We start from the raw sequence: 21,864 nt of genomic DNA on the forward strand, positions 1-21,864 counted from the left end.
AAACTCACAGACTTATCCACAGGCGCTGTGGATATAAAAAAAGAACATAATTTTTCAACATTTTTTTAATTTCACTGTTGACAAAGGAAAGACAGATCATTATCATCTGCGACCAATTCCTTGTGATACAGAATTATTCCTCCTTAGTTCAGTCGGTAGAACGGCGGACTGTTAATCCGTATGTCGCTGGTTCAAGTCCAGCAGGAGGAGCCAATTTTCTCTTTTGGCAGTTTTTATTTGTCTCCTTTTATAAAAGCTATTTCGTTCCAAAAGAGCTTAAAGCCCATATCCTCCTTATGGGCTTTTATTTTTTTCTCATCAGCCTTTCATAATAATGATAATATTCGTTACTTTTCATCATTTATAGGACACGCAAATGTTTTTATCTTTTCTCGCTATACTGGTCGGATTGGCGATTTTAGTCTGGAGTGCAGATCGTTTTATTGACGGTGCGGCTTCTCTCGCCAGTTATTTAGGTATGTCGCCCTTGTTGATCGGCATTGTGATTATTGGTTTTGGTACTTCTGCGCCTGAAATTATTGTTTCAGCGCTTTCTGCATTAAACCACAGCCCAGGGATTGCACTGGGAAATGCTTACGGCTCAAACATCACCAATATTGCCTTAATTTTAGGGGTAACCGCAATGATTAAGCCGATTATGGTCAATTCACAGGTGCTAAAAAAAGAATTGCCCGTGTTAATGCTAGTTACCCTACTTTCTGCCTTTTTAATTTATGACGCCACCATTTCTCGCCTTGATGCGGTGATTTTACTGGCGGTATTCACCCTCTATATGAGCTGGACAATTTGGCAAGGCACAAGACATTCAGGCGATAGCCTTGAGCAAGACATTAACGATGAACTCAAAGAAAAATCACAAATGCCGTTGAAAACTGCGGTGTTGTGGTTAGTGATTGGCTTGGCGCTATTAATGGCTAGCTCGCAATTATTAGTGTGGGGCGCGGTGAATATCGCCACCTATTTAGGCGTGAGCGATTTGATTATCGGTTTAACCATTGTCGCCATTGGCACGTCATTGCCTGAATTGGCGGCTTCCATTATGGCAGCGAGAAAAAATGAATTAGATCTCGCGGTGGGCAATATTATTGGCTCGAACCTGTTTAACACCCTTGCGGTGGTCGGCATTGCTGGCGCAATCAGCCCAATTCAAGCCACGCCAGAAGTGTTTAGCCGAGATATGCTCGTTATGATTGTATTAACAGGCTTGCTGTTTTTATTTGGTTATGGTTTCAAAGGAAAAAATGGGCGAATTAACCGAGTTGAAGGATTGGTGCTATTTCTGTGCTATGTAGCTTATAATTCTTTGTTAATTTACACCGCACTTTAAGCTGAAAGCCTGATACGATGAAAAGAAAAAGGGGTGAAATTTCACCCCTATTTTTCATCTGAAAGATTATCCACCAAATAGCACCGCCCCACCACGCACAGGCAAGGTTGTGCCATAAAATAATGCTGTCGCAAAGAAGATCACCACAAATCCTGCGATCAATTTCACCGCAATTTCGGCATAAGGGGAATGTTCTGCGCTCACATACCAACGCCCTAATTTCACCGCGGTCTGCCTTGCATATTGCACAATCAAGGCAAATAAAGAAAGCGTAATCCCTGTGCCAACGGCCATCGCCATTGCCGCTGCCATTCCCCAGTGATAAAGATCCAGCATATAGGAAAGAAAAAGAATAAAAATCGCCCCTGAGCAAGGTCGCATCCCAATGGTTAAAATCACAAGCAAACGAGATTTAAAATTGGTCGCCTGCTCTAATTGCTGCGAACTCGGCAAGTGTTGATGGCCACAACTGCAACCTTCTGCGTGATCGCTATGATCACAATGGGATTGCACAAGCTGAACTGGTTTTTCTGAAATCGCTTTTGCCGAAATGGGTTTAATGGCGTGAATTTTTCCCACTGAAATGGTGCGTTTCTTGTGACAAAATTCTCGCAAAAATTTCGCCGCACTTTGATAAATCCAATATGCGCCTAGCAAGAACATTAAAATAAAGGCGGATCGCTCAAGCCAAAGTTGGCTCAATTTGAAATAATGGGAAGACAAGCGCAATCCCACCACAATAATGGAGGTCGCTGCCACCGCCACCACGCCTTGCATTAAAGAAGACAACAAGGTGAGCTGAACGCTGGTTTTTAACTTTGCTTGGTGAGTGGATAGATAACTGGCAATGACAAATTTACCGTGCCCCGGGCCAAGTGCGTGCAACACGCCATACAAAAAACTGATAAACATTAAGCCTAAACCTGCTTGCACAGGATATTGTTTTATTTGATGTAAATAGCTAGAAATACTCTGGTTAAAGGCCTTTTGCCAACTGATGGTTTGCTCAAATAAATAAGGCAAGATATAAAACCCTAGCCCTACGAGTAACAGCAATATTGCCAGATACTTGCAGGCCTTTTGGGTGCGGTTGTTTAATTGCATACAATCTCCACTTTTTGGCTAAACACTTCGCCAAGGGAACTGTCCTCATCACGCTGACTACGATCTAAAGACGCCGCGTATTCACGCACCTTTTCATCAACATTTGGTTCAATCACCTTGCCCGTACATTGGGCAGGAAGTTGTGAAAAATCCACCGCACTTTGTTTATTTTCTGTAGGCTTATTTTCGGTTGGATAAGTCATTGCCACAAAATAAGTGGGATCGTATGTCGCTAATTCAAACTGGTTTTCCTTCAGCACTTGGGGCTTAGACAACAAAAAATCAAAATAGTACATCACTTGTTTGCCATTTGATTTCATTCCATAATTTTGTGGCTGTGCTTTGTACTTAATCTTTTTATTATCTTTATCAAAGAGATAGCTAAAGTAATGCTCATTCACAATATTTTTCATTGCTTCATCAATCAACCTTTGCTTATCACTCGGTTGCGTGGACTGGGCTAAATCATAAATAATACTGGCAGAGCTTGGCTCATCAAGCACCCACTGCATCGAAAACCCAACTAACTCCCCTTTTTCCACCAACACCTTACTTTGCATATCAATAAAGGCGTGCGGGTGGGCAACACTGAGCAACGGAACTAAAGCCAATAGCCCCAAGCATTTTTTGAACATAATCTTCCTTACTAAAACAAAAGAAAGCAAAATCCTACCACTAAATCCAAAGGCAGACAAAATGCCATTTGCTGATTTAAACAACAAAATCTCACAAAAAAACTCTATTTCTGTGATTTATATCAAAAAAATGTAAATTCATCATTTATTTATCAACAGCTTATAGGTAGTATATGCCCTGTCGAGTGATTGCTTGATATTCATAAAGTTCCTAAATAAAATAATCAAAATAAATAGCTAAACTACTTTCCTACCTCCCTTTTGGGAGGTTTTTTTTCGCTTTCAATTCGCCAAAAGGTAGACCCAGCCTAAAATGTTATCCATAAAAATGCCCTGACCATTTACGATCAGGGCGATAGCAAAAATAGCCTTGTACTAAATTTAACTATAAGAAATCAATAATTCAGCGCCGCAAGCCTGTGCATAGCGTTGTAATGTCATCACGGAAGCTCGGCTGGCATTTTTTTCTAATTTACTGACCGCTGGCTGAGAAACCCCCATACGTTCTGCCACTTGTGAAACGGTTAGGCCTGCTTGTTGACGTAATGATTTTAACAAAAGCTGTAATTCTTCTATTTTTCGTTCTTGAATATAAAGCGCCTTGGTTTCCTCATCTTGCAATAGTTTTTCTTTTACTGTTTTGTAACTTATTGGTTTAACTTTCATCCATCATCTCCTCTAAACGCTTGAATGCCAATTCAATTTCATTAAGCGGGGTTTTCTGTGATTTTTTCACAAAAGTACGCAAAATATAAATTTTCTGCCCAATGGCAAAAGCAAAAAAAGTGCGAGAAATATCTTTGCTGCCCGCTCTTAGCTCAAATAATCCTTCCCTAATCGGCCTGGTATGGGGAAAACGAAGTAAATTGCCTTGTGCTTCTAACTTATCTAACGCATTTAATACTTTTGCTTTCATTAATGGTGTTAAGCTTTCAATTTCAGCAATTGCTTCAGGGTGAAAAAGCAATTCAAACATCATTCGCCCTCATAATCCATAAACTTTAAGTTATAATAAGACAGGGAGATTTATAAATCAAGAGTTATATTAATGCTACGAAATTCAGTTTTTAATTAAGCAAAAATTCAAGTAAAATAACCCGCACTTTTTACAGCTAAGAGAACAATTTATGTCATCACAATTTGTTTATACGATGCACCGTGTCGGTAAGGTTGTGCCGCCGAAACGTCATATTTTAAAAGATATTTCCTTGAGCTTTTTCCCAGGCGCAAAAATTGGTGTGCTGGGGTTAAATGGTGCGGGGAAATCTACCCTGTTGCGCATTATGGCAGGCGTGGATAAAGAATTTGAGGGCGAAGCGCGTCCACAACCGGGCATTAAAATTGGCTATCTTCCACAAGAACCCAAACTTGATCCGCAACAAACCGTGCGTGAAGCGGTAGAAGAAGCCGTGGCGGAAGTGAAAACCGCGTTAAATCGTTTAGATGAAGTCTATGCGCTTTATGCTGATCCTGATGCGGATTTTGATAAACTTGCCGCAGAACAAGCAAAGCTAGAAGCCATTATCCAAGCGCACGACGGGCATAATTTGGATAACCAACTGGAGCGTGCCGCTGATGCCTTGCGTTTACCAGATTGGGACGCAAAAATCGAGCATCTTTCAGGGGGCGAACGCCGCCGTGTGGCACTTTGCCGCTTATTGCTCGAAAAACCCGATATGCTCTTACTCGATGAACCAACCAACCACTTAGATGCCGAATCTGTAGCTTGGTTAGAGCGTTTCTTACACGATTATGAAGGCACGGTGGTGGCAATCACTCACGATCGCTACTTCCTTGATAACGTGGCAGGCTGGATCTTAGAACTCGACCGTGGCGAAGGCATTCCTTGGGAAGGCAACTATTCTTCTTGGTTAGAGCAAAAAGAAAAACGCCTAGCTCAAGAAGCTGCGGCTGAATCGGCTCGTCAAAAATCCATTGAAAAAGAATTAGAATGGGTTCGCCAAAATCCAAAAGGTCGCCAAGCGAAAAGCAAAGCCCGCATGGCTCGCTTTGAAGAATTAAACAGTGGCGAATACCAAAAACGTAATGAAACCAATGAGTTATTTATTCCACCTGGCCCACGCTTAGGGGATAAAGTAATTGAAGTGAGCAATTTGAGTAAATCCTATGGCGATCGCACTTTGATTGATGACTTATCTTTCAGCATTCCAAAAGGCGCGATTGTTGGCATTATCGGGGCGAACGGCGCAGGGAAATCCACCCTTTTCCGTATGCTTTCAGGACAAGAGCAACCAGATAACGGGAGCATCACCCTTGGTGATACTGTGGTGCTTTCTTCTGTGGATCAGTTCCGTGATGAAATGGACGACAGCAAAACCGTATGGGAAGAAGTTTCACACGGGCAAGATATTTTGCGTATTGGCAACTTTGAAATCCCAAGCCGTGCTTATGTGGGACGCTTCAACTTCAAAGGTGTCGATCAACAAAAACGCGTTGGTGAGCTTTCAGGTGGGGAACGTGGACGTTTACATTTAGCCAAGTTATTGCAAGCAGGCGGTAACGTGCTGTTATTAGACGAACCGACCAACGATCTTGATGTGGAAACCTTGCGCGCCTTAGAAAACGCGATCTTAGAATTCCCTGGTTGTGCGATGGTGATTTCCCACGACCGCTGGTTCTTAGACCGTATCGCGACCCATATTTTGGATTACGGCGATGAAGGCAAAGTTACCTTCTATGAAGGCAACTTCTCAGACTATGAAGAATGGAAAAAGAAAACCTTCGGCGCTGATGCTGTGCAACCTCACCGTATTAAATACAAACGGATTGCGAAATAATTAATAAAAAGCAAAAGAGCGGTAAAAATTTTATTATTTTTTACCGCTCTTTTTTCTATTATGCCTTATTATTTCCCACCTAAAATATGGCAAAGTTCCCCTTTATTATAATGGCAAGGCATTAAATAAAAATCCTTACCTCCTTTTTCATAGCTTTTCCCCAAAATTAGACTATTACAGTTTTTACCTAGAATAAAATATTGTTCATTATTCACTTCCAGTTTATGGTAAGTCTCTTTATTAAAAGGCCTGAGATAGCCCACTAAACAAGACAAAATCATAAAATAAAAATAGCCTGCGATCATCAAAGGTAAAATATTACGATCGGCACGGGTAATAAAATACCAAAGCATACAAATATTATATTTCTTTAGAAATCCTGCTAATAGTATAGTAATCGTAAATAATACGGCTAAATAAATTAATAAACTGTAAAGGCTGATCACTTTGATTAGCACGGTAACTTCTAAAAACAATGGAAAGGTTAGGATAAAGCAAGTAATTAATGTGCGGATAAAATTAAATCGCACAAAAGAAAGTTTATCTTTAATGGCAATTAAAAGTTTAATTCCTGCAATATAAACAGAAATCATCACAGTAGACACAACGATAACGTGGAATAAACTGCGTGCAATGTCTGCTTTGCCAACTTCTACGATTTCCCAAGGATAGCCATAATACCAAGCCAATCCCCAGTTATAGCCATAAGCGACCGACCAGCCAACTAGCACCAGAAATGCAAGGAAAATAGATGAATTTAATAGTTTCGCAAAAGAAAAATTTTCGTTCATACCCACCTCAAATAGGAATTCTTCTCAACGCGAATTTTAAGAAAAAATATGCTTATTTCAAATAGGCTAAAAATTGGTAGGATCAGTAGTGAAAAAGTAGTAAAAAAATGAAAAAAGCCCCGCACTTGCAGGGCAAAAGATTATTTATGTGCTTTATAAATTGCCACAGCCTCTGGCATTAGGCGAAGGAGATTTTGTTGGCGATCTTTATCGCTTGGGTGAGTGGAAGAAAGTGCGGCAAGTACACCTTGTGAACCCGATGACGCTTTTTGCATTTTTTCCCATAATCTAGGTGCGGCTTCTGGGTTGTAGCCCGCTTTTGCCATTAATAATAAGCCTACTTCATCGGCTTCTGTTTCAGCACTGCGAGAATAAGGTTTATCGAGCGCCCAGTCTTTGGTTAAGCCGACCACTAAGCCACTGCCATCAGCGCCAATTTGGGTTGAAAGTGCAACGTGCGCAACCTGTGCAATCACTTCGGTAAATACGCCCATATTTACTTTTTTCTTACCGTGTTCTTTGAGTGCGTGCGCCATTTCGTGTCCCATTACGGTTGCGATTTCATCATCACTGAGCTGCAATTTATTCACTAATCCGGTATAAAATGCCATTTTTCCACCTGGCATTGCCCATGCGTTTAGCTCATCGGATTTAATCACCGTAATTTGCCAGTTGAACGGTTGCCCTGTGTGGTTTTCTTGATTCGCATAAGGGTACATTTTGTTAAAGACTTTATGAATGCGTTTTGCGGTGGTGGAAGTGGTATCCACTGCTCCTTGCTGTTGTGCTTGATTCACCGTTTGGCGGTAATTTGCCGCGGCTTGTTGGTTAATGCTCGCGGAATCCGCACAGGCGTTAAGCATTAATGCCAATACAGAAAGTGCGGTGATTTTTTTCAAGGTTTTTAACATTTTCACTCCTTAAGTTTACACATAGAAAAATACCGCCCTACGAAAAGGCGGTATTAAAAGTAAAGGAAAAATTATTTTTTCGCACGCTCAAAAGACTCTAAAATCTCTTGACGAGCGGCTTCAACACCTTCCCAACCATCAACTTTCACCCATTTACCCGCTTCAAGGGCTTTGTAGCTTTCAAAGAAGTGTTGGATTTGGGCTTTTAATAAAGCGGGTAAATCGCCAACATCTTTAATGTGATCGTATTCTTTGCTTAATTTTGTGTGTGGCACGGCGATCACTTTCGCATCTTGACCTGATTCGTCCGTCATTTTTAACACACCCACTGGGCGGCAACGGATCACAGAACCTGGTTGTAATGGATAAGGCGTTGGGACTAATACATCAACAGGATCGCCATCTAAAGATAAGGTGTGGTTAATGTAACCATAGTTCGCTGGGTAGAACATTGCGGTTGCCATAAAGCGATCAACGAATAATGTCCCAGTTTCTTTATCCACTTCATATTTGATTGGATCTGAATTAGCTGGGATTTCAATAACAACATAAATATCATCAGGAAGTTCTTTTCCTGCTGGAACGATTTCTAAACCCATTTGGTCTTTCCTTCTAGTTAATGAATGGTAATAAAACTCTTGAATTATAGCTTGATTTTTTTGCTTTTGCCAAGATAAATGGGCAATTTAGCCATTGTATTTTTATTTTGTACTATTATAATAGTTCATCGATACCAGTATTAAACTTATAGGTGAATTTATGAAAAAAAATCCTTCCTTATTCGGCGGTGCAATGATTATCGCTGGCGGCACCATTGGTGCAGGAATGTTGGCAAACCCTATTGCCACTTCTGGCGTGTGGTTTATCGGCTCTATTTTGATCCTCTGCTACACTTGGTTTTGTATGACCACATCAGGCTTGATGCTGCTTGAAGCCAACTTGCATTATCCCACAGGGGCAAGTTTTGACACCATTGTGAAAGACTTGCTCGGCAAAGGCTGGAACGTGCTAAATGGGCTTTCCGTGGCGTTTGTACTCTATATTCTCACCTACGCTTATATCACCTCTGGCGGTGGTTTAACGGAAAGTTTTCTGAATCAATTATTTAGCAGCGAACAAAGTGTGGTGGAAATTGGACGTGTTTCTGGCTCGCTGATTTTCTGTGCAGTACTCGCCTTTTTCGTGTGGTTTTCCACCAAAGCCGTGGATCGCTTTAGTACCGTTTTAATCGCGGGAATGGTGGTCGCCTTCTTACTTTCTGTAACCAATTTGTTAGGAATGGTAAACACCGATATTTTGCTTGATAGCCTAGCCACAGAAAATAGTCAATATCTACCATTCGCTCTTGCTGCTTTACCTGTTTGTTTGGTGTCTTTTGGTTTCCACCAAAATGTGCCGAGCTTAGTGAAATATTATGATCGCGATAGCAGCAAAGTGACCAAATCTATTATTTACGGCACATTCATCGCATTAATCATTTATATGTTATGGCAGCTTGCCATTCAGGGCAATTTGCCGCGTAATGAATTTATCCCTGTAATCCAAAAAGGCGGCGACATTGCTGCATTACTTGAAGCCTTGAATAGCCAAATTCAAACGAATTTTGTGGGCTTAATGTTGCGTTTCTTTGCCTATATGGCGATCGCCAGCTCATTCCTTGGCGTAACCCTTGGCTTATTTGATTACATTGCGGATTTATTCAAATTCGACAACAGCAGCGCGGGCAGAACAAAAACCGCATTAATCACTTTCTTACCGCCGTTGATTTTAAGTCTGCTTTTCCCTTATGGCTTTGTGATCGCCATTGGCTACGCAGGGCTTGCGGCGACCATTTGGGCGGTGATTATTCCTGCACTTCTTGCCAAGGCTTGTCGCGCGAAATATCCAAATCAAACCTACCAAGTTTATGGTGGCAGCGGAATGATTTACTTCGTTATCCTGTTCGGTCTGCTCAATATCTTTATTCAACTGGCTGATCTCTTTGGCTTGTTACCGGTATTTGGCAGATAAACCTAAATCCCTTAAAATAGGCTTAAATTTCAACCATTAGCACGGGAAACCGTGCTAATTTTTTCGCATAACAATAATGAAAACCTCTGTTTACGATAAAGAAGGCTTTTTTGAGCTTTACCAAAAATTACGTCAAAATCCCATTAGCCTGAATGAAATTGTGGAAAAGCCCACAATGCTCAGTTTACTGCCTGATTTAACAGGCAAAAAGCTGCTCGATCTGGGTTGTGGAATGGGTGAACATTTGCAGCTTTATTTGCAAAAAGGTGCAGCATTTGTGGTGGGAATGGATTTATCTCAAGCAATGTTGCAACAAGCAGCAAAAAATCTCGCCGAAAAACAACCGCACTTTGCGTTATATCAACTGGCAATGGAACAACTCAACACTCTGCCTGATGACAATTTTGATGTGGTTACCAGTTCTTTCGCCTTTCATTATGTGCAGGATTTTCCCCAGCTGCTCGCGGATATTTATGCCAAACTCAACACCAACGGCACGCTTATTTTCTCACAAGAACACCCCATTGTAACTTGCTATCAAGGCGGTGAGCGTTGGGAAAAAGATCAGCATAAACAACAGCTTGCTTATCGTTTAAATTATTATCGTGATGAAGGAGAACGGGATCGAAATTGGTTCAAACAACCTTTTAAAACCTATCATCGCACCCTTTCTACCATTGTAAATGATCTAATTCGCGCAGGTTTTCAAATCGAAAAAATGGCTGAACCAATGCTGGCAGATCGGCCCGAATGGCAGCAGGAATTCAAGGATTTGCAGCATCGTCCCGTGTTACTTTTCATTAAAGCGAAAAAAAGTTGAAAATTTTGCTTGCATAAAAAAATTTTTTTGCATAGATTAATAACCAGTTAGTTTTTGGAGAAACACAAAATGAATTTTAATCGCAACACTCATCATCACCATCATCCTGAATAATCTTTCAGGCGATGGCTATTGCTTGGAAGATAGGACTTCCGAGCGAGTGTTGCCAATCCTACTAATTTAAAAATTAGCGATCTCTCGGAAGTTTCTTTCGAGAGATTTTTTTATACCCAATATTTTTAATTAGAAGGAAAACACAATGACTAACCCAACTCGCTTAAGAATCGCCTTACAAAAGAAAGGTCGCCTCAGCAAAGATTGCGCCGAGCTGCTCAAGCAATGTGGCGTAAAAATTAACTGGAACGAACAACGTTTAATCGCTTATGCGGAAAATATGCCCATTGAAATTCTGCGCGTGCGTGATGATGATATTCCCGGTTTAATTTTTGACGGTATTGTGGATCTCGGCATTATCGGCGAAAACGTGCTGGAAGAGGAAGAACTCGGTCGCCTTGCCACAGGCGAAAGCGTGGCTTACAAAAAATTACGCACCTTAGATTTTGGCGGCTGCCGTTTATCCTTAGCCATAGATCGCGATCGCAGTTACAACAGCGTGCAAGACTTCGCCAACTGCCGCATTGCTACCTCCTACCCTAATTTACTCAAACGCTATATGAACGAACAAGGCGTTGCCTTCAAAAGCACCCTGCTCAATGGTTCGGTGGAAGTTGCTCCGTCTGCGGGTTTAGCTGATGCTATTTGTGATTTAGTGTCATCAGGCGCAACCCTTGAAGCGAACGGCTTAAAAGAAGTGGAAGTGATTTATCGATCCTCCGCCTGCCTGATTCAACGCAAAGAACCGTTATCAAACGAAAAACAAGCCCTTGTGGACAAACTCCTCACCCGCATTCAAGGTGTGCAGCAAGCAGGCGAATCGAAATACATTATGCTCCACGCCCCTAAAGCACAGCTCGAACGCATTATCGCTCTGCTTCCGGGGGTAGAAAACCCGACCATTCTTCCCCTTGCGCACGATGAAAGCAAAGTGGCGCTACACGCCGTTAGCCAAGAAACCCTGTTCTGGGAAACAATGGAACAGCTCAAAGCCGAAGGCGCAAGCTCCGTGTTAGTGCTACCGATTGAAAAAATGCTGGCATAAAGTGCGGTGAAAATTTGCGAAATTTTAAGGAAAAATAAGGAATAATTATGCAAACGCTTATTTGGAAAAACTTAACAGAACAAGAAAAACAACAAGCCCTAATGCGCCCTGCCCTTTCCGCGGTAGAAAGCATTAAAGAGGCAGTAAACGCCATTCGTGAGAATGTGCAAGGCAACGGTGATAAGGCGTTATTTGAACTCAGTGAAAAGTTCGACAAGGTGAAGTTAGACAGCCTGATTGTGCCACAACAAGCCATTCAAGCCGCCACAGCACGTTTACCTAAAGCGCTCAAAACCGCTATTCAGAATGCGAAAGCCAATATTGAACGCTTTCACCAAGCACAAATTCCGCAACCGGTGGATATTGAAACGCAGGCTGGCGTGCGTTGTCAGGTGGTTACTCGCCCGATTAATCGCGTTGGATTGTATATCCCCGGGGGATCAGCGCCACTTTTTTCTACCGTGTTAATGCTTGCTATTCCAGCCAAAATTGCAGGCTGTAAAAAAATCGTGCTTTGCTCTCCCCCACCGATTGCCGATGAAATTTTATATACAGCAAATTTATGTGGCGTCGAAACCATTTATGCCGTGGGTGGTGCGCAAGCCATTGTAGCAATGGCCTTTGGCACGGAAACTGTGGCGAAAGTGGATAAAATTTTCGGCCCCGGCAACGCCTTTGTTACTGAAGCCAAACGCCAAGTGAGCCAAGCACTGAACGGTGCCGCCATTGATATGCAAGCTGGCCCTTCTGAAGTGCTGGTCTTAGCAGACGAAAATGCCAATCCCGATTTTGTCGCCAGCGATCTGCTCTCACAAGCGGAACACGGTGCAGATAGCCAAGTGATTTTGGTTACCCCGAGCGAAACGTTAGCAAAAAGCACCGCACTTGCCATCGAACGCCAACTTGCCCAATTACCCCGTGCCGAAACTGCGCGACAAGCGTTGTCCCACAGCCATATTTTTATTGCCGAAGACTTAGCGCAAGCAGTGGAAATCAGCAATCAATACGCCCCAGAGCATTTGGTGGTACAAGTGGAAAACGCCCGTGCCTTGCTCGATCAGCTGGATAACGCAGGATCGATTTTTCTCGGCGCATATAGCCCTGAAAGTATGGGCGACTACGCCAGCGGCACCAACCACGTTCTGCCCACTTACGGCTACACCCGCACCACGTCCAGCTTAGGCTTAGCGGATTTCAGCAAACGAATGACCGTGCAAGAACTCAGCCCACAAGGCTTCCAAGATCTCGCACCAACAGTGATCCAAATGGCCACCGCCGAACAGCTCGATGCCCATAAAAATGCCGTGTTAGTGCGGTTGGAAAAGTTGCAAAAATTGCACAAATAACGAACAGCTAACTGTTTTTATATACAGTTTTATGTCGGAGAGAATATGCAAAATCAAATTGAAATTTATCAATCGCAAGATGGTTCAACTCAGGTTGAAGTGCAGTTTAATCAAGAAACGGTTTGGCTTAGCTTACAGCAAATGGCAGATATATTCGGGCGTGATAAATCCGTTATTTCACGCCATTTGCGTAATATTTTCAAAGAAGGAGAATTAGATCCAACTTCAACTGTTGCAAAAAATGCAACAGTTCAAAAAGAAGGGGAGCGACTAGTTGAACGTAATATTGAGTTCTACAATCTTGACGCAATTATTTCTGTAGGCTACCGAGTTAATTCAAAAGCTGGCACGCAATTTCGTATTTGGGCAACTCAACGCCTTAAAGAATATCTTGTTCAAGGTTATACGTTAAATCAAAAACGTTTAGCTGAAAAAGGTGTAGAGTTTGGTCAAGTTATCGCCCTGCTGGATCGTACATTAAGTAATCAAACATTAGTGAATGAAGAAGGAAAAGCTGTGCTTGCCGTGGTGCAAGAATACTCACGCAGCTGGAGCTTATTGCAGGCTTATGACGAGCAAAATCTAAATTCCAATCAGCAAAAACAAAATGAAATGCGCCCATTATTAATACCAGACGTCGAAAACGCGATTGCACAATTAAAGCAAACGCTCATTGAAAAAGGCGAAGCCACACCATTATTTGCCAACCCTCGCAATGACGGGCTGGCGTCTGCTATTCATACCATTGAACAAGGTTTTGGTGAGGAATTATTTTATCCAAATATCGCTAGCCGAGCGGCACATTTGTTATATTTTATCATTAAAAATCATCCACTTACTGATGGAAATAAACGAACTGGCGCATTTCTATTTCTTTGGTATTTAAGATTAAATCAACATTTGCTTGCCAAGCCAGTAGAACAGCTGATTAATGATAATACCTTAGTGGCGCTTGCTCTGCTTGTGGCAGAAAGTTTGCCAGAACAGAAAGAATTAATGATAAAACTTATTGAGCATTTTATTTTAATTAAATAAAACTGCGGTCAAAAAAACAAAAATTTTAGAGAGAACAAAAATGACAATCACAACATTATCACGCAAAAATATTCAAGCCTTAACCCCTTACCAATCGGCGCGCCGTTTGGGGGGAGAGGGCGATGTGTGGCTTAATGCCAATGAATACCCGCTTTCCCCTGATTTGAATTTGCAACAGCGCCAATTTAATCGTTACCCTGAAGCGCAGCCTGAAAAACTGGTGAATGCTTATGCTGCTTATGCGGGGGTGGCTCCTGAAAATGTACTTGTTACACGTGGGGGCGATGAAGGCATTGAGCTGATTATTCGCGCCTTTTGCGAAGCAGACGATCAGGTGCTTTATTGTCCGCCAACTTATGGAATGTATGCCGTGAGCGCAGAAACCTGTGGTATCACAGCAAAAACCGTGCCATTAACGGCAGATTTTCAGTTAGATTTAGCTAATATTGCAAATAATCTTGCCAAGGTGAAAATTATTTTCGTTTGTAGCCCAAATAACCCCACAGGCAATCTTTTAGGCCGTGCGGATTTAATCCAATTATTAGAAATGACCCAAAACCGTGCAATCGTAGTGGTGGACGAAGCCTATATTGAGTTTTGCCCTGAAAGCACGATGGTACAAATGCTGACAAACTACCCACATCTTGCCATCATTCGCACCCTTTCCAAGGCCTTTGCTTTGGCAGGATTGCGTTGCGGTTTTACGCTTGCTAATCAAGAGCTTATCGGCGTATTACAAAAAGTTATCGCCCCTTATCCAATTCCCGTGCCGGTTTCGGATCTTGCCACGCAAGCCTTGTCTGCACAGGGTTTGAACGAAATGCAAAATAATGTCGCGCAAGTAAAAGCTCAACGCCAATGGTTGATTGAACAATTAAAACCATTGCCACAGGTAGAGGATATTTTCCCAAGCGAGGCCAATTATATTTTAGTGAAATTTAAAAATGGCAACGACATATTTAGATCACTTTGGGAACAAGGCATTATTCTACGCAATCAAAATAACGCCTTAGGGCTAGAAAATTGTATCCGAATTACCGTGGGAACAGCCGAGGAAAATTTACGGGTGGTTGAGGCGATTAGCTCGCAAAAATAATAAAAAAACCACCGCACTTATTTATTACAAATAAAAGGAAAACCAAAATGACACAGCAATCAATCTTATTTATCGACCGTGATGGCACATTAATTGATGAACCGAAAACAGATTTTCAAATTGATCGTTTAGAGAAATTAAAATTTGAAAAAAATGTGATTCCTGCGCTATTAAAATTGAAAAAGAAATATCGCTTTGTGATGGTTTCAAATCAAGATGGCTTAGGCACGGATTCCTTTCCTAAAGAGGATTTTGATAAACCGCATAATGCAATGCTTGATCTTTTCCGTTCACAAGGCATTGAATTTGACGATATTTTAATTTGTCCGCACAAGCCTGAAGACAACTGCCAATGTCGCAAACCAAAAACGAAATTGCTGAAAAAATATATTGAAAAGCAGTTATTTGATCCTGCCACTAGCTTTGTGATTGGCGATCGCGCCACCGATGTGCAACTGGCAGAAAATTTAGGCATTCAAGCCTTGCAATATCACCCAGAAAAACTCAATTGGGATCTGATTGCCGAAAAACTGTTGAACGAGCCTGTAACCAATATTGGCGAGCGCCAACCGCGCTATGCTGAAGTGGTACGCAAAACCAAAGAAACCGACATTAAAGTACAAGTTTGGCTAGATGAAACAGGCGTAAATCAAATTCAAACAGGCGTGGGATTTTTCGATCATATGCTTGATCAAATTGCCACCCACGGCGGTTTTAGAATGAACGTAAACTGCAAAGGGGATTTACACATTGACGAACACCACACCGTGGAAGACACCGCTCTTGCACTTGGCACAGCATTAAAACAAGCCATCGGTGATAAACGTGGCATCGCCCGCTTTGGTTTCATGTTACCAATGGACGAATGCAAAGCAGAATGTGCGTTAGATCTTTCAGGGCGTCCTTATTTCAAATTCAAAGCCAAATTTAAACGAGAAAAAGTGGGCGATTTCAGCACGGAAATGACGGAACATTTTTTCCAATCCCTTGCATTTACAATGCAAGCCACCTTACACTTAAAAACCAGTGGCGACAACGATCACCACAAAATCGAAAGCCTGTTTAAAGTATTCGGACGGACATTAAGACAAGCTATTCGCATTGAAGGGAATGAAATGCCGAGTAGTAAGGGTGTTTTGTAATTATTACCTTAAATTTCAAGGAATTAGAAATGCTAACCAACACAACCATCATTACTGATATTAAACAAATCATCGCACAATCACGTGAAAATGCAGTGAGAGCGGTGGATTTTCAGCGTGTGCTGATGTATTGGCACATTGGCAAGCGTATTTTTGAAGAAGAACAGCAAGGACAAGAACGGGCAGATTATGGTACTTACTTAATCAAATATCTTGCCAAACAACTTGAGCCAGAGTTTGGTAGTAATTTTGGTCGCAGACAATTGGAATTATTCCGCCAATTTTACCGCACTTTTCCAATTGCGAACGCACTGCGATCGCAATTGAACTGGACACAATATCGCCAACTTTTACGCATCGGTGATCCTGATAAACGCGAGTTTTATATTGGTGAAAGCATCAAAAATAATTGGAGTTCTCGCCAGTTAGAACGCCAAATCAACAGCAGTTTATACGAACGTTTATTATTGAGTAACGATAAAGAAACCGTGCTTGCGGTGGCGAATAATCAGCTTATCCCTAGCGATCCGAAACAGATTATCAAAGATCCGATGGTATTGGAATTTCTTGGCCTGCAACGTGAAAGTGCCTATTACGAAAAAGATCTTGAACAAGCCATTATTACTCACTTGCAAGAATTTTTACTTGAATTAGGCAACGGCTTTTCTTTTGTGGCTCGTCAGAAACGTTTACATCTTGATGGCGATGATTTTTTCGTGGATCTCGTTTTATACAATCGCTTGCTGCAATGCTTTGTGATTATCGAAATCAAAACCCACAAATTAACTCATCAGGATTTGGGGCAGTTGCAAATGTATGTGAATTATTTTGATCGGGTTGAAAAACTGCCACGAGAAAATCCAACCATTGGCATCTTATTATGTGCAGATAAAAATGATAGCGTGGTGAAATTTTCTTTACCTGAAAATCAACAGCAAATTTTTGCTAGCCAATATCAACTTTATCTGCCGTCAGAAGAATTATTACTGACAGAAATACGCAAAGAAATCGAAAATTTTGAACAAAAACAACAAGAAAGCTAGGAAATTCAGAAAACGATGCAAACCATTACTATCATCAACACAGGCTGCGCTAATCTTTCTTCGGTGAAATTTGCGTTTGAGCGCTTGGGCTATCAGGCGGAAATTACCGATGATTTAGCCAAAATTCAAAGTGCAAAAAAACTTATTTTACCGGGGGTGGGAACTGCGTCAGCCGCAATGCAAAGTATGCAATCTCGACAATTAATTGAAACAATTCAACAGCTTACTCAGCCTGTTTTAGGCATTTGTTTGGGAATGCAGCTAATGACCGATTATTCCGCTGAAGGTGAAATAGAAACCCTTAAATTGATTAACGGCAACACGCAACGCTTGCCAAATAAAGGGCTGCCATTGCCGCATATGGGCTGGAATAAGGTGCATTATCAGAATAATCACCCGCTCTTTAGCGATATTCCTCAAGATAGTTATTTCTATTTCGTGCATAGCTATGCGGTGTTGCCGAATGAAAATACCATTGCCACTAGCGATTATGGCGTGCCATTTTCGGCAGCGATTGCAAAAAATAATTTTTATGGCGTGCAATTTCACCCCGAGCGTTCAGGTAAGGTGGGCGAGCAGTTATTGCGGAATTTTATGGAAAATCTGTAATGAATAAAATCAAAAGTGCGGTGAAAAATCTACTCATTTTTGCCTTATTATTTGGCGCGATCTCTTTCGCAATGGATTATTGGCAGCGACCTAATGCCCCAGAAAATGCTTTGCAACAGACTTTGCTTGCATTGAATGAGGAAAGCGTTCAGTTAGCTAAGCTCAGCAAAGAGAAACCTGTCCTACTCTACTTTTGGGGCAGTTGGTGCAGCATTTGCTCGCTCACTTCGCCAAGCATTGCAAGCCTTGCCAACGATGGCGTGCAAGTGGTGAGCGTGGCTTTAAAATCAGGCAATGATCAAGCGGTACAAGACCACCTACAGCAACACCAATATGATTTTTTGACCGTAAATGATCCACAAGGGACACTTTCCGCCCAATGGCACATTCAGGTTACGCCAAGCATTATCATTATTAAAAACGGTAAAATAGTTCACACTACCACAGGATTAAGCAGCCCGTGGGGCTTGAAATTACGCTTATGGCTTAGTTAATAAAAACAAAAGAGAACACAGCAATGAAAAAAACATCACAAATTATCCCCGCACTTGATCTGATTAACGGCAAGGTCGTGCGCTTATATCAAGGGGATTACGCGCAGCAAACACAATACAGCGACAACCCCATTGCACAATTTCAACATTATTTATCGCAAGGGGCAAAGCAGTTGCATTTGGTGGATTTAACAGGGGCGAAAGATCCAAGCCAACGCCAAACTAAACTTATTGGCGAAATCATTGCCGCCACACAAGCTAATATTCAAGTGGGCGGTGGTATTCGCACAGAGCAAGATGTGGCAGATTTATTATCCGTTGGGGCAAATCGCGTGGTGATTGGTTCAACGGCGGTCAAACAGCCTGAAATGGTGAAACAATGGTTCGCTAACTATGGCGCGGAAAAATTTGTTCTCGCCTTAGATATTCATATTGTGAACGGTGAAAAACGCATCGCCATTCACGGCTGGCAAGAAACCAGCCCGCTAACGTTAGAACAAGTGATTGACGATTTCCGCCAAGTGGGCTTACAGCACGTTTTATGCACCGATATTTCTCGTGATGGCACATTGCAAGGCTCAAATGTCGCCTTATACCAAGAAATTTGCGCTGCTTTTCCGCAGATTGAATTTCAATCTTCAGGCGGCATTGGCTCACTCGCCGATATTGTGGCATTAAAAGAAACTGGCGTGGCTGGCGTGATTGTCGGGCGCGCTTTATTAGAAGGAAAATTTGATGTCAAGGAGGCAATTCAATGTTGGCAAAACGCATAATTCCTTGCTTAGATGTTCGTGATGGACAGGTGGTGAAAGGCGTGCAATTTCGCAATCACGAAATTATTGGCGATATTGTTCCCTTGGCGAAACGCTATGCGGAAGAAGGCGCGGACGAGCTGGTGTTTTACGACATCACCGCCTCATCAGACGGGCGCACCGTGGATAAAAGCTGGGTGGAACGTGTGGCGAAAGAGATCAATATTCCGTTCTGTGTGGCAGGTGGCATCAAAACCATTGCAGATGCCGAGCAAATTTTCACCTTTGGTGCAGATAAAATTTCGATAAATTCCCCCGCACTTGCTGATCCTGATTTAATCTCTCGCTTGGCGGATCGCTTTGGTGTGCAAGCCATTGTGGTGGGGATCGACACTTGGTATGATGCCGAACAAGATAAATACTGGGTCAATCAATACACTGGTGATGAAAAACGCACCCGCCAAACAAACTGGCAAACCCTCGATTGGGTGCAAGAAGTGCAAAAACGCGGTGCAGGCGAGATTGTACTGAATATGATGAACCAAGACGGCGTGCGTCAAGGCTATGATTTAGTGCAACTAAAAAAGGTACGGGAAGTCTGCAACGTGCCACTGATCGCTTCAGGAGGAGCGGGCGAAATGGTGCATTTCCGTGATGCCTTTATTGAAGCCAATGTGGACGGTGCGCTAGCCGCGAGTGTATTTCATAAGCGGATTATTGATATTGGCGAATTAAAACGTTATTTACGCAATAAAAAAATTGAAGTGAGAGGTTAGGAATAAAATGAGCAATAAATTATTAACAGAACAAATTAATTGGCAAAAAGTGGGCGGTTTGCTCCCTGTTATCGTACAAAATGCAAACACTTGCGAAGTGTTAATGCTGGGCTATATGAATGAGGAAGCTCTTGAGAAAACCCTTGCAGAGCGGAGAGTTACCTTTTATTCACGCACCAAACAACGCTTATGGACAAAGGGGGAAAGCTCGGGGCATTTCCTCAATGTGGTGGATATGAGCTTGGATTGTGATAATGATACCCTATTAATTCTTGCCTATCCAATTGGTGAAACTTGTCATACAGGGGCGGAAAGTTGCTTTCATCAATTTGAAAAACAAAGCGAGCCTGATTGGATCTTTTTTAGCAAATTAGAACGTTTGATTGCTAGCCGTAAAGGGGCAAATCCTGAAAGTTCTTACACCGCGCATCTGTATTCCCGCGGCACGAAACGCATTGCGCAGAAAGTGGGGGAAGAAGGCGTGGAAACTGCGCTGGCGGCAACTGTGAAAGATCGCGAAGAAACTATTTGCGAGGCGGCGGATTTGGCCTATCACTTAACCGTGTTATTGCAAGATGCCGACTTGAGCTGGGCAGATATTATCGCTAAGCTGAAAGAACGTCATCAAAAATAAGTCTAAAAAATGGATTTTGAACGTTATCGTCAATTACTCGCTCGCCCTGATTGGCAAACATCAGGGCATTTTGCTGCACCTGAAATTGCCCAGTGGGTGCAATATCACGGCTCGCTAACACAGAAATTACAGCAAGCCTGCCAGCAACTTAGCGTAGGAGTGATTTATCAAGGCTGGCAAAAAAACTTAAGCGAAAAAATTTCGCCAAAAAGCACCGCACTTGAAAAAATTTGGCTACGCGAAGTATTGCTGAAAGGCGATGGCACACCGTGGATTTTTGCACAAACGACACTTCCTGAAACCACCGTGCAGAATGTGGCGCAATATGTGCTTCAACTAGGTGAACAGCCTATTGGTTTGTGGTTATTTAAACAACCTATGCAGCGTGTTTCACTATATTGGCGGCAAGATCCTGAAACGGGGCTTTATGCGCGCTATTCTGATTTTGATCTCAAAGGGTATCCTTTACAAATCAAAGAGTTATTTCTCGCAGAGTTTCCTTTTCCCGCCTAATTTTTCCTTTATATAAAAAAATCAGTGAAAGCACACCGCACTTTTTTCACTGATTTTGCATAATTTCGCTGTTCATTTTCATCACTTTGATTTAGAATTTGTCGATTTTATTTTTACGGGTCGAAATAAGGGGTTACAGATGAAAATTGTTGAAGTCAAACATCCATTAGTCAAACACAAACTCGGTTTAATGCGTGCCGCTGATGTTAGCACCAAAGATTTCCGTGAATTAGCCACGGAAGTGGGTAGCTTACTCACTTATGAAGCAACGGCAGATTTAGAAACGGAAAAAGTCATCATTGACGGCTGGTGCGGCCCTGTGGAAGTGGATCGCATTAAAGGTAAGAAAGTAACCGTTGTACCTATTCTGCGTGCAGGTCTAGGAATGATGGACGGCGTGTTAGAGCATATCCCAAGTGCGAGAATTAGCGTGGTGGGTATGTACCGTGATGAAGAAACGCTTCAACCTGTGCCTTACTTCCAAAAACTCGCCAGTGATTTAGAAGAACGCTTAGCGATCGTGGTAGATCCAATGCTGGCAACAGGCGGTTCAATGATTGCAACCATTGATTTGTTAAAAGAAAAAGGCTGTAATCAAATCAAAGTGTTAGTGCTAGTGGCAGCACCTGAAGGGATTGCGGCGTTAGAAAAAGCACACCCTGATGTGGAATTATACACTGCTTCCATCGATCAAAAATTAAATGAGCAAGGCTACATTATCCCTGGCTTGGGTGATGCAGGCGACAAGATTTTTGGCACAAAATAACCTTTTTTAGAAACGGCATTTATGCCGTTTTTTTCCGCGCGTTTTATGCAAATAAAGCGTTTTTTAAAGTTAATTCAGACAG

General features: G+C 42.1%; 24 protein-coding genes, 1 tRNA gene and 1 other annotated feature. Of the genes, 18 read left to right on the forward strand and 7 right to left on the reverse strand.

Annotated features, from left to right (window positions below; genetic code table 11):
* Positions 1-137: 137 nt before the first annotated feature.
* Positions 138-213 (forward strand) — tRNA-Asn (locus L5B76_RS02070).
* 163 nt (positions 214-376) lie between these two features.
* Positions 377-1,348, forward strand: coding sequence for a calcium/sodium antiporter (locus L5B76_RS02075; protein WP_265754050.1), 972 nt, complete (start codon positions 377-379; stop codon positions 1,346-1,348).
* Positions 1,349-1,414: 66 nt separating this feature from the next.
* Here the strand turns inward: L5B76_RS02075 and zevB are convergent, their stop codons facing one another.
* The 4 genes from zevB to L5B76_RS02095 form a co-directional block, all read right to left on the reverse strand.
* On the reverse strand, positions 1,415-2,452 hold the full coding sequence (gene zevB / locus L5B76_RS02080; RefSeq protein WP_265754051.1) for a zinc transporter permease subunit ZevB: 1,038 nt from the start codon (positions 2,450-2,452) through the stop codon (positions 1,415-1,417).
* Complete coding sequence (locus tag L5B76_RS02085; RefSeq protein ID WP_265754052.1) at positions 2,443-3,087, reverse strand: DUF1007 family protein; 645 nt, start codon at positions 3,085-3,087, stop codon at positions 2,443-2,445. The genes zevB and L5B76_RS02085 overlap by 10 nt, the downstream gene beginning before the upstream one ends.
* Before the next feature lie 381 nt (positions 3,088-3,468).
* Positions 3,469-3,753, reverse strand: coding sequence for a helix-turn-helix domain-containing protein (locus tag L5B76_RS02090; RefSeq protein WP_194750108.1), 285 nt, complete (start codon positions 3,751-3,753; stop codon positions 3,469-3,471).
* On the reverse strand, positions 3,743-4,066 hold the full coding sequence (locus L5B76_RS02095) for a type II toxin-antitoxin system RelE/ParE family toxin (RefSeq protein WP_265754053.1): 324 nt from the start codon (positions 4,064-4,066) through the stop codon (positions 3,743-3,745). Before L5B76_RS02095 ends, L5B76_RS02090 begins: the two co-directional genes overlap by 11 nt.
* A 148-nt stretch (positions 4,067-4,214) precedes the next feature.
* On the opposite strand from L5B76_RS02095, the gene ettA reads away from it, so the two are divergent.
* Positions 4,215-5,885 carry an energy-dependent translational throttle protein EttA gene (ettA, locus tag L5B76_RS02100; RefSeq protein WP_265754054.1) on the forward strand — a complete coding sequence of 557 codons (1,671 nt, stop codon included), beginning with the start codon at positions 4,215-4,217 and terminating at the stop codon, positions 5,883-5,885.
* Between the two features lie 68 nt (positions 5,886-5,953).
* Here the strand turns inward: ettA and L5B76_RS02105 are convergent, their stop codons facing one another.
* The 3 genes from L5B76_RS02105 to ppa all read right to left on the reverse strand — a co-directional run bounded on the left by L5B76_RS02105 (position 5,954) and on the right by ppa (position 8,186).
* Positions 5,954-6,676: a hypothetical protein gene (locus tag L5B76_RS02105; RefSeq protein WP_265754055.1), complete on the reverse strand. Its 723-nt coding sequence runs from the start codon at positions 6,674-6,676 to the stop codon at positions 5,954-5,956.
* A 140-nt stretch (positions 6,677-6,816) separates the two neighbouring features.
* A complete protein-coding gene (locus L5B76_RS02110; protein ID WP_194750104.1) occupies positions 6,817-7,587 on the reverse strand; it encodes a M48 family metallopeptidase in 771 nt (256 codons plus the stop codon).
* Positions 7,588-7,658: 71 nt separating this feature from the next.
* Entirely contained in the window at positions 7,659-8,186 is a 528-nt protein-coding gene (ppa, locus tag L5B76_RS02115; protein WP_103854223.1) for an inorganic diphosphatase, read from the reverse strand.
* A gap of 160 nt (positions 8,187-8,346) precedes the next feature.
* Between ppa and L5B76_RS02120 the strand changes: the two genes are divergently transcribed.
* From L5B76_RS02120 to upp, 15 genes are all read left to right on the forward strand, one after another.
* A complete protein-coding gene (locus L5B76_RS02120) occupies positions 8,347-9,597 on the forward strand; it encodes an aromatic amino acid transporter (protein ID WP_265754056.1) in 1,251 nt (416 codons plus the stop codon).
* Positions 9,598-9,670: 73 nt separating this feature from the next.
* Positions 9,671-10,417 (forward strand): class I SAM-dependent methyltransferase, encoded by a 747-nt coding sequence (locus L5B76_RS02125; RefSeq protein ID WP_265755507.1) that lies wholly within the window; start codon positions 9,671-9,673, stop codon positions 10,415-10,417.
* An 89-nt stretch (positions 10,418-10,506) separates the two neighbouring features.
* Positions 10,507-10,644, forward strand: a sequence feature (His leader region).
* Positions 10,645-10,676: 32 nt separating this feature from the next.
* Positions 10,677-11,576 carry an ATP phosphoribosyltransferase gene (gene hisG, locus L5B76_RS02130; RefSeq protein ID WP_265754057.1) on the forward strand — a complete coding sequence of 300 codons (900 nt, stop codon included), beginning with the start codon at positions 10,677-10,679 and terminating at the stop codon, positions 11,574-11,576.
* 47 nt (positions 11,577-11,623) lie between these two features.
* On the forward strand, positions 11,624-12,922 hold the full coding sequence (hisD, locus tag L5B76_RS02135; RefSeq protein ID WP_265754058.1) for a histidinol dehydrogenase: 1,299 nt from the start codon (positions 11,624-11,626) through the stop codon (positions 12,920-12,922).
* Between the two features lie 45 nt (positions 12,923-12,967).
* A complete protein-coding gene (gene rhuM / locus L5B76_RS02140) occupies positions 12,968-13,957 on the forward strand; it encodes a virulence protein RhuM/Fic/DOC family protein (RefSeq protein ID WP_103854218.1) in 990 nt (329 codons plus the stop codon).
* A 40-nt stretch (positions 13,958-13,997) separates the two neighbouring features.
* Complete coding sequence (hisC, locus tag L5B76_RS02145; RefSeq protein ID WP_265754059.1) at positions 13,998-15,053, forward strand: histidinol-phosphate transaminase; 1,056 nt, start codon at positions 13,998-14,000, stop codon at positions 15,051-15,053.
* A gap of 47 nt (positions 15,054-15,100) precedes the next feature.
* Positions 15,101-16,195: a bifunctional histidinol-phosphatase/imidazoleglycerol-phosphate dehydratase HisB gene (gene hisB, locus L5B76_RS02150; RefSeq protein WP_265754060.1), complete on the forward strand. Its 1,095-nt coding sequence runs from the start codon at positions 15,101-15,103 to the stop codon at positions 16,193-16,195.
* A gap of 29 nt (positions 16,196-16,224) precedes the next feature.
* Positions 16,225-17,238, forward strand: a complete 1,014-nt coding sequence (locus L5B76_RS02155) for a PDDEXK nuclease domain-containing protein (protein ID WP_265754061.1) — start codon at positions 16,225-16,227, stop codon at positions 17,236-17,238.
* A gap of 15 nt (positions 17,239-17,253) precedes the next feature.
* Entirely contained in the window at positions 17,254-17,847 is a 594-nt protein-coding gene (gene hisH, locus L5B76_RS02160; protein ID WP_265754062.1) for an imidazole glycerol phosphate synthase subunit HisH, read from the forward strand.
* Positions 17,847-18,341 carry a protein disulfide oxidoreductase gene (locus L5B76_RS02165; protein ID WP_265754063.1) on the forward strand — a complete coding sequence of 165 codons (495 nt, stop codon included), beginning with the start codon at positions 17,847-17,849 and terminating at the stop codon, positions 18,339-18,341. The genes hisH and L5B76_RS02165 overlap by 1 nt, the downstream gene beginning before the upstream one ends.
* 23 nt (positions 18,342-18,364) lie before the next feature.
* Entirely contained in the window at positions 18,365-19,114 is a 750-nt protein-coding gene (gene hisA, locus L5B76_RS02170; protein ID WP_265754064.1) for a 1-(5-phosphoribosyl)-5-[(5-phosphoribosylamino)methylideneamino]imidazole-4-carboxamide isomerase, read from the forward strand.
* Positions 19,096-19,869, forward strand: coding sequence for an imidazole glycerol phosphate synthase subunit HisF (gene hisF / locus L5B76_RS02175; RefSeq protein ID WP_265754065.1), 774 nt, complete (start codon positions 19,096-19,098; stop codon positions 19,867-19,869). Before hisA ends, hisF begins: the two co-directional genes overlap by 19 nt.
* 7 nt (positions 19,870-19,876) lie before the next feature.
* Complete coding sequence (gene hisIE, locus L5B76_RS02180) at positions 19,877-20,503, forward strand: bifunctional phosphoribosyl-AMP cyclohydrolase/phosphoribosyl-ATP diphosphatase HisIE (protein ID WP_265754066.1); 627 nt, start codon at positions 19,877-19,879, stop codon at positions 20,501-20,503.
* 9 nt (positions 20,504-20,512) lie between these two features.
* Entirely contained in the window at positions 20,513-21,016 is a 504-nt protein-coding gene (locus tag L5B76_RS02185; RefSeq protein ID WP_265754067.1) for a chorismate--pyruvate lyase family protein, read from the forward strand.
* Between the two features lie 139 nt (positions 21,017-21,155).
* Entirely contained in the window at positions 21,156-21,782 is a 627-nt protein-coding gene (gene upp, locus L5B76_RS02190) for a uracil phosphoribosyltransferase (RefSeq protein WP_103854208.1), read from the forward strand.
* Positions 21,783-21,864: the final 82 nt, after the last annotated feature.

The organism is Avibacterium sp. 21-594, assembly GCF_026226815.1.
Classification (GTDB): Bacteria; Pseudomonadota; Gammaproteobacteria; order Enterobacterales; family Pasteurellaceae; genus Avibacterium; species Avibacterium avium.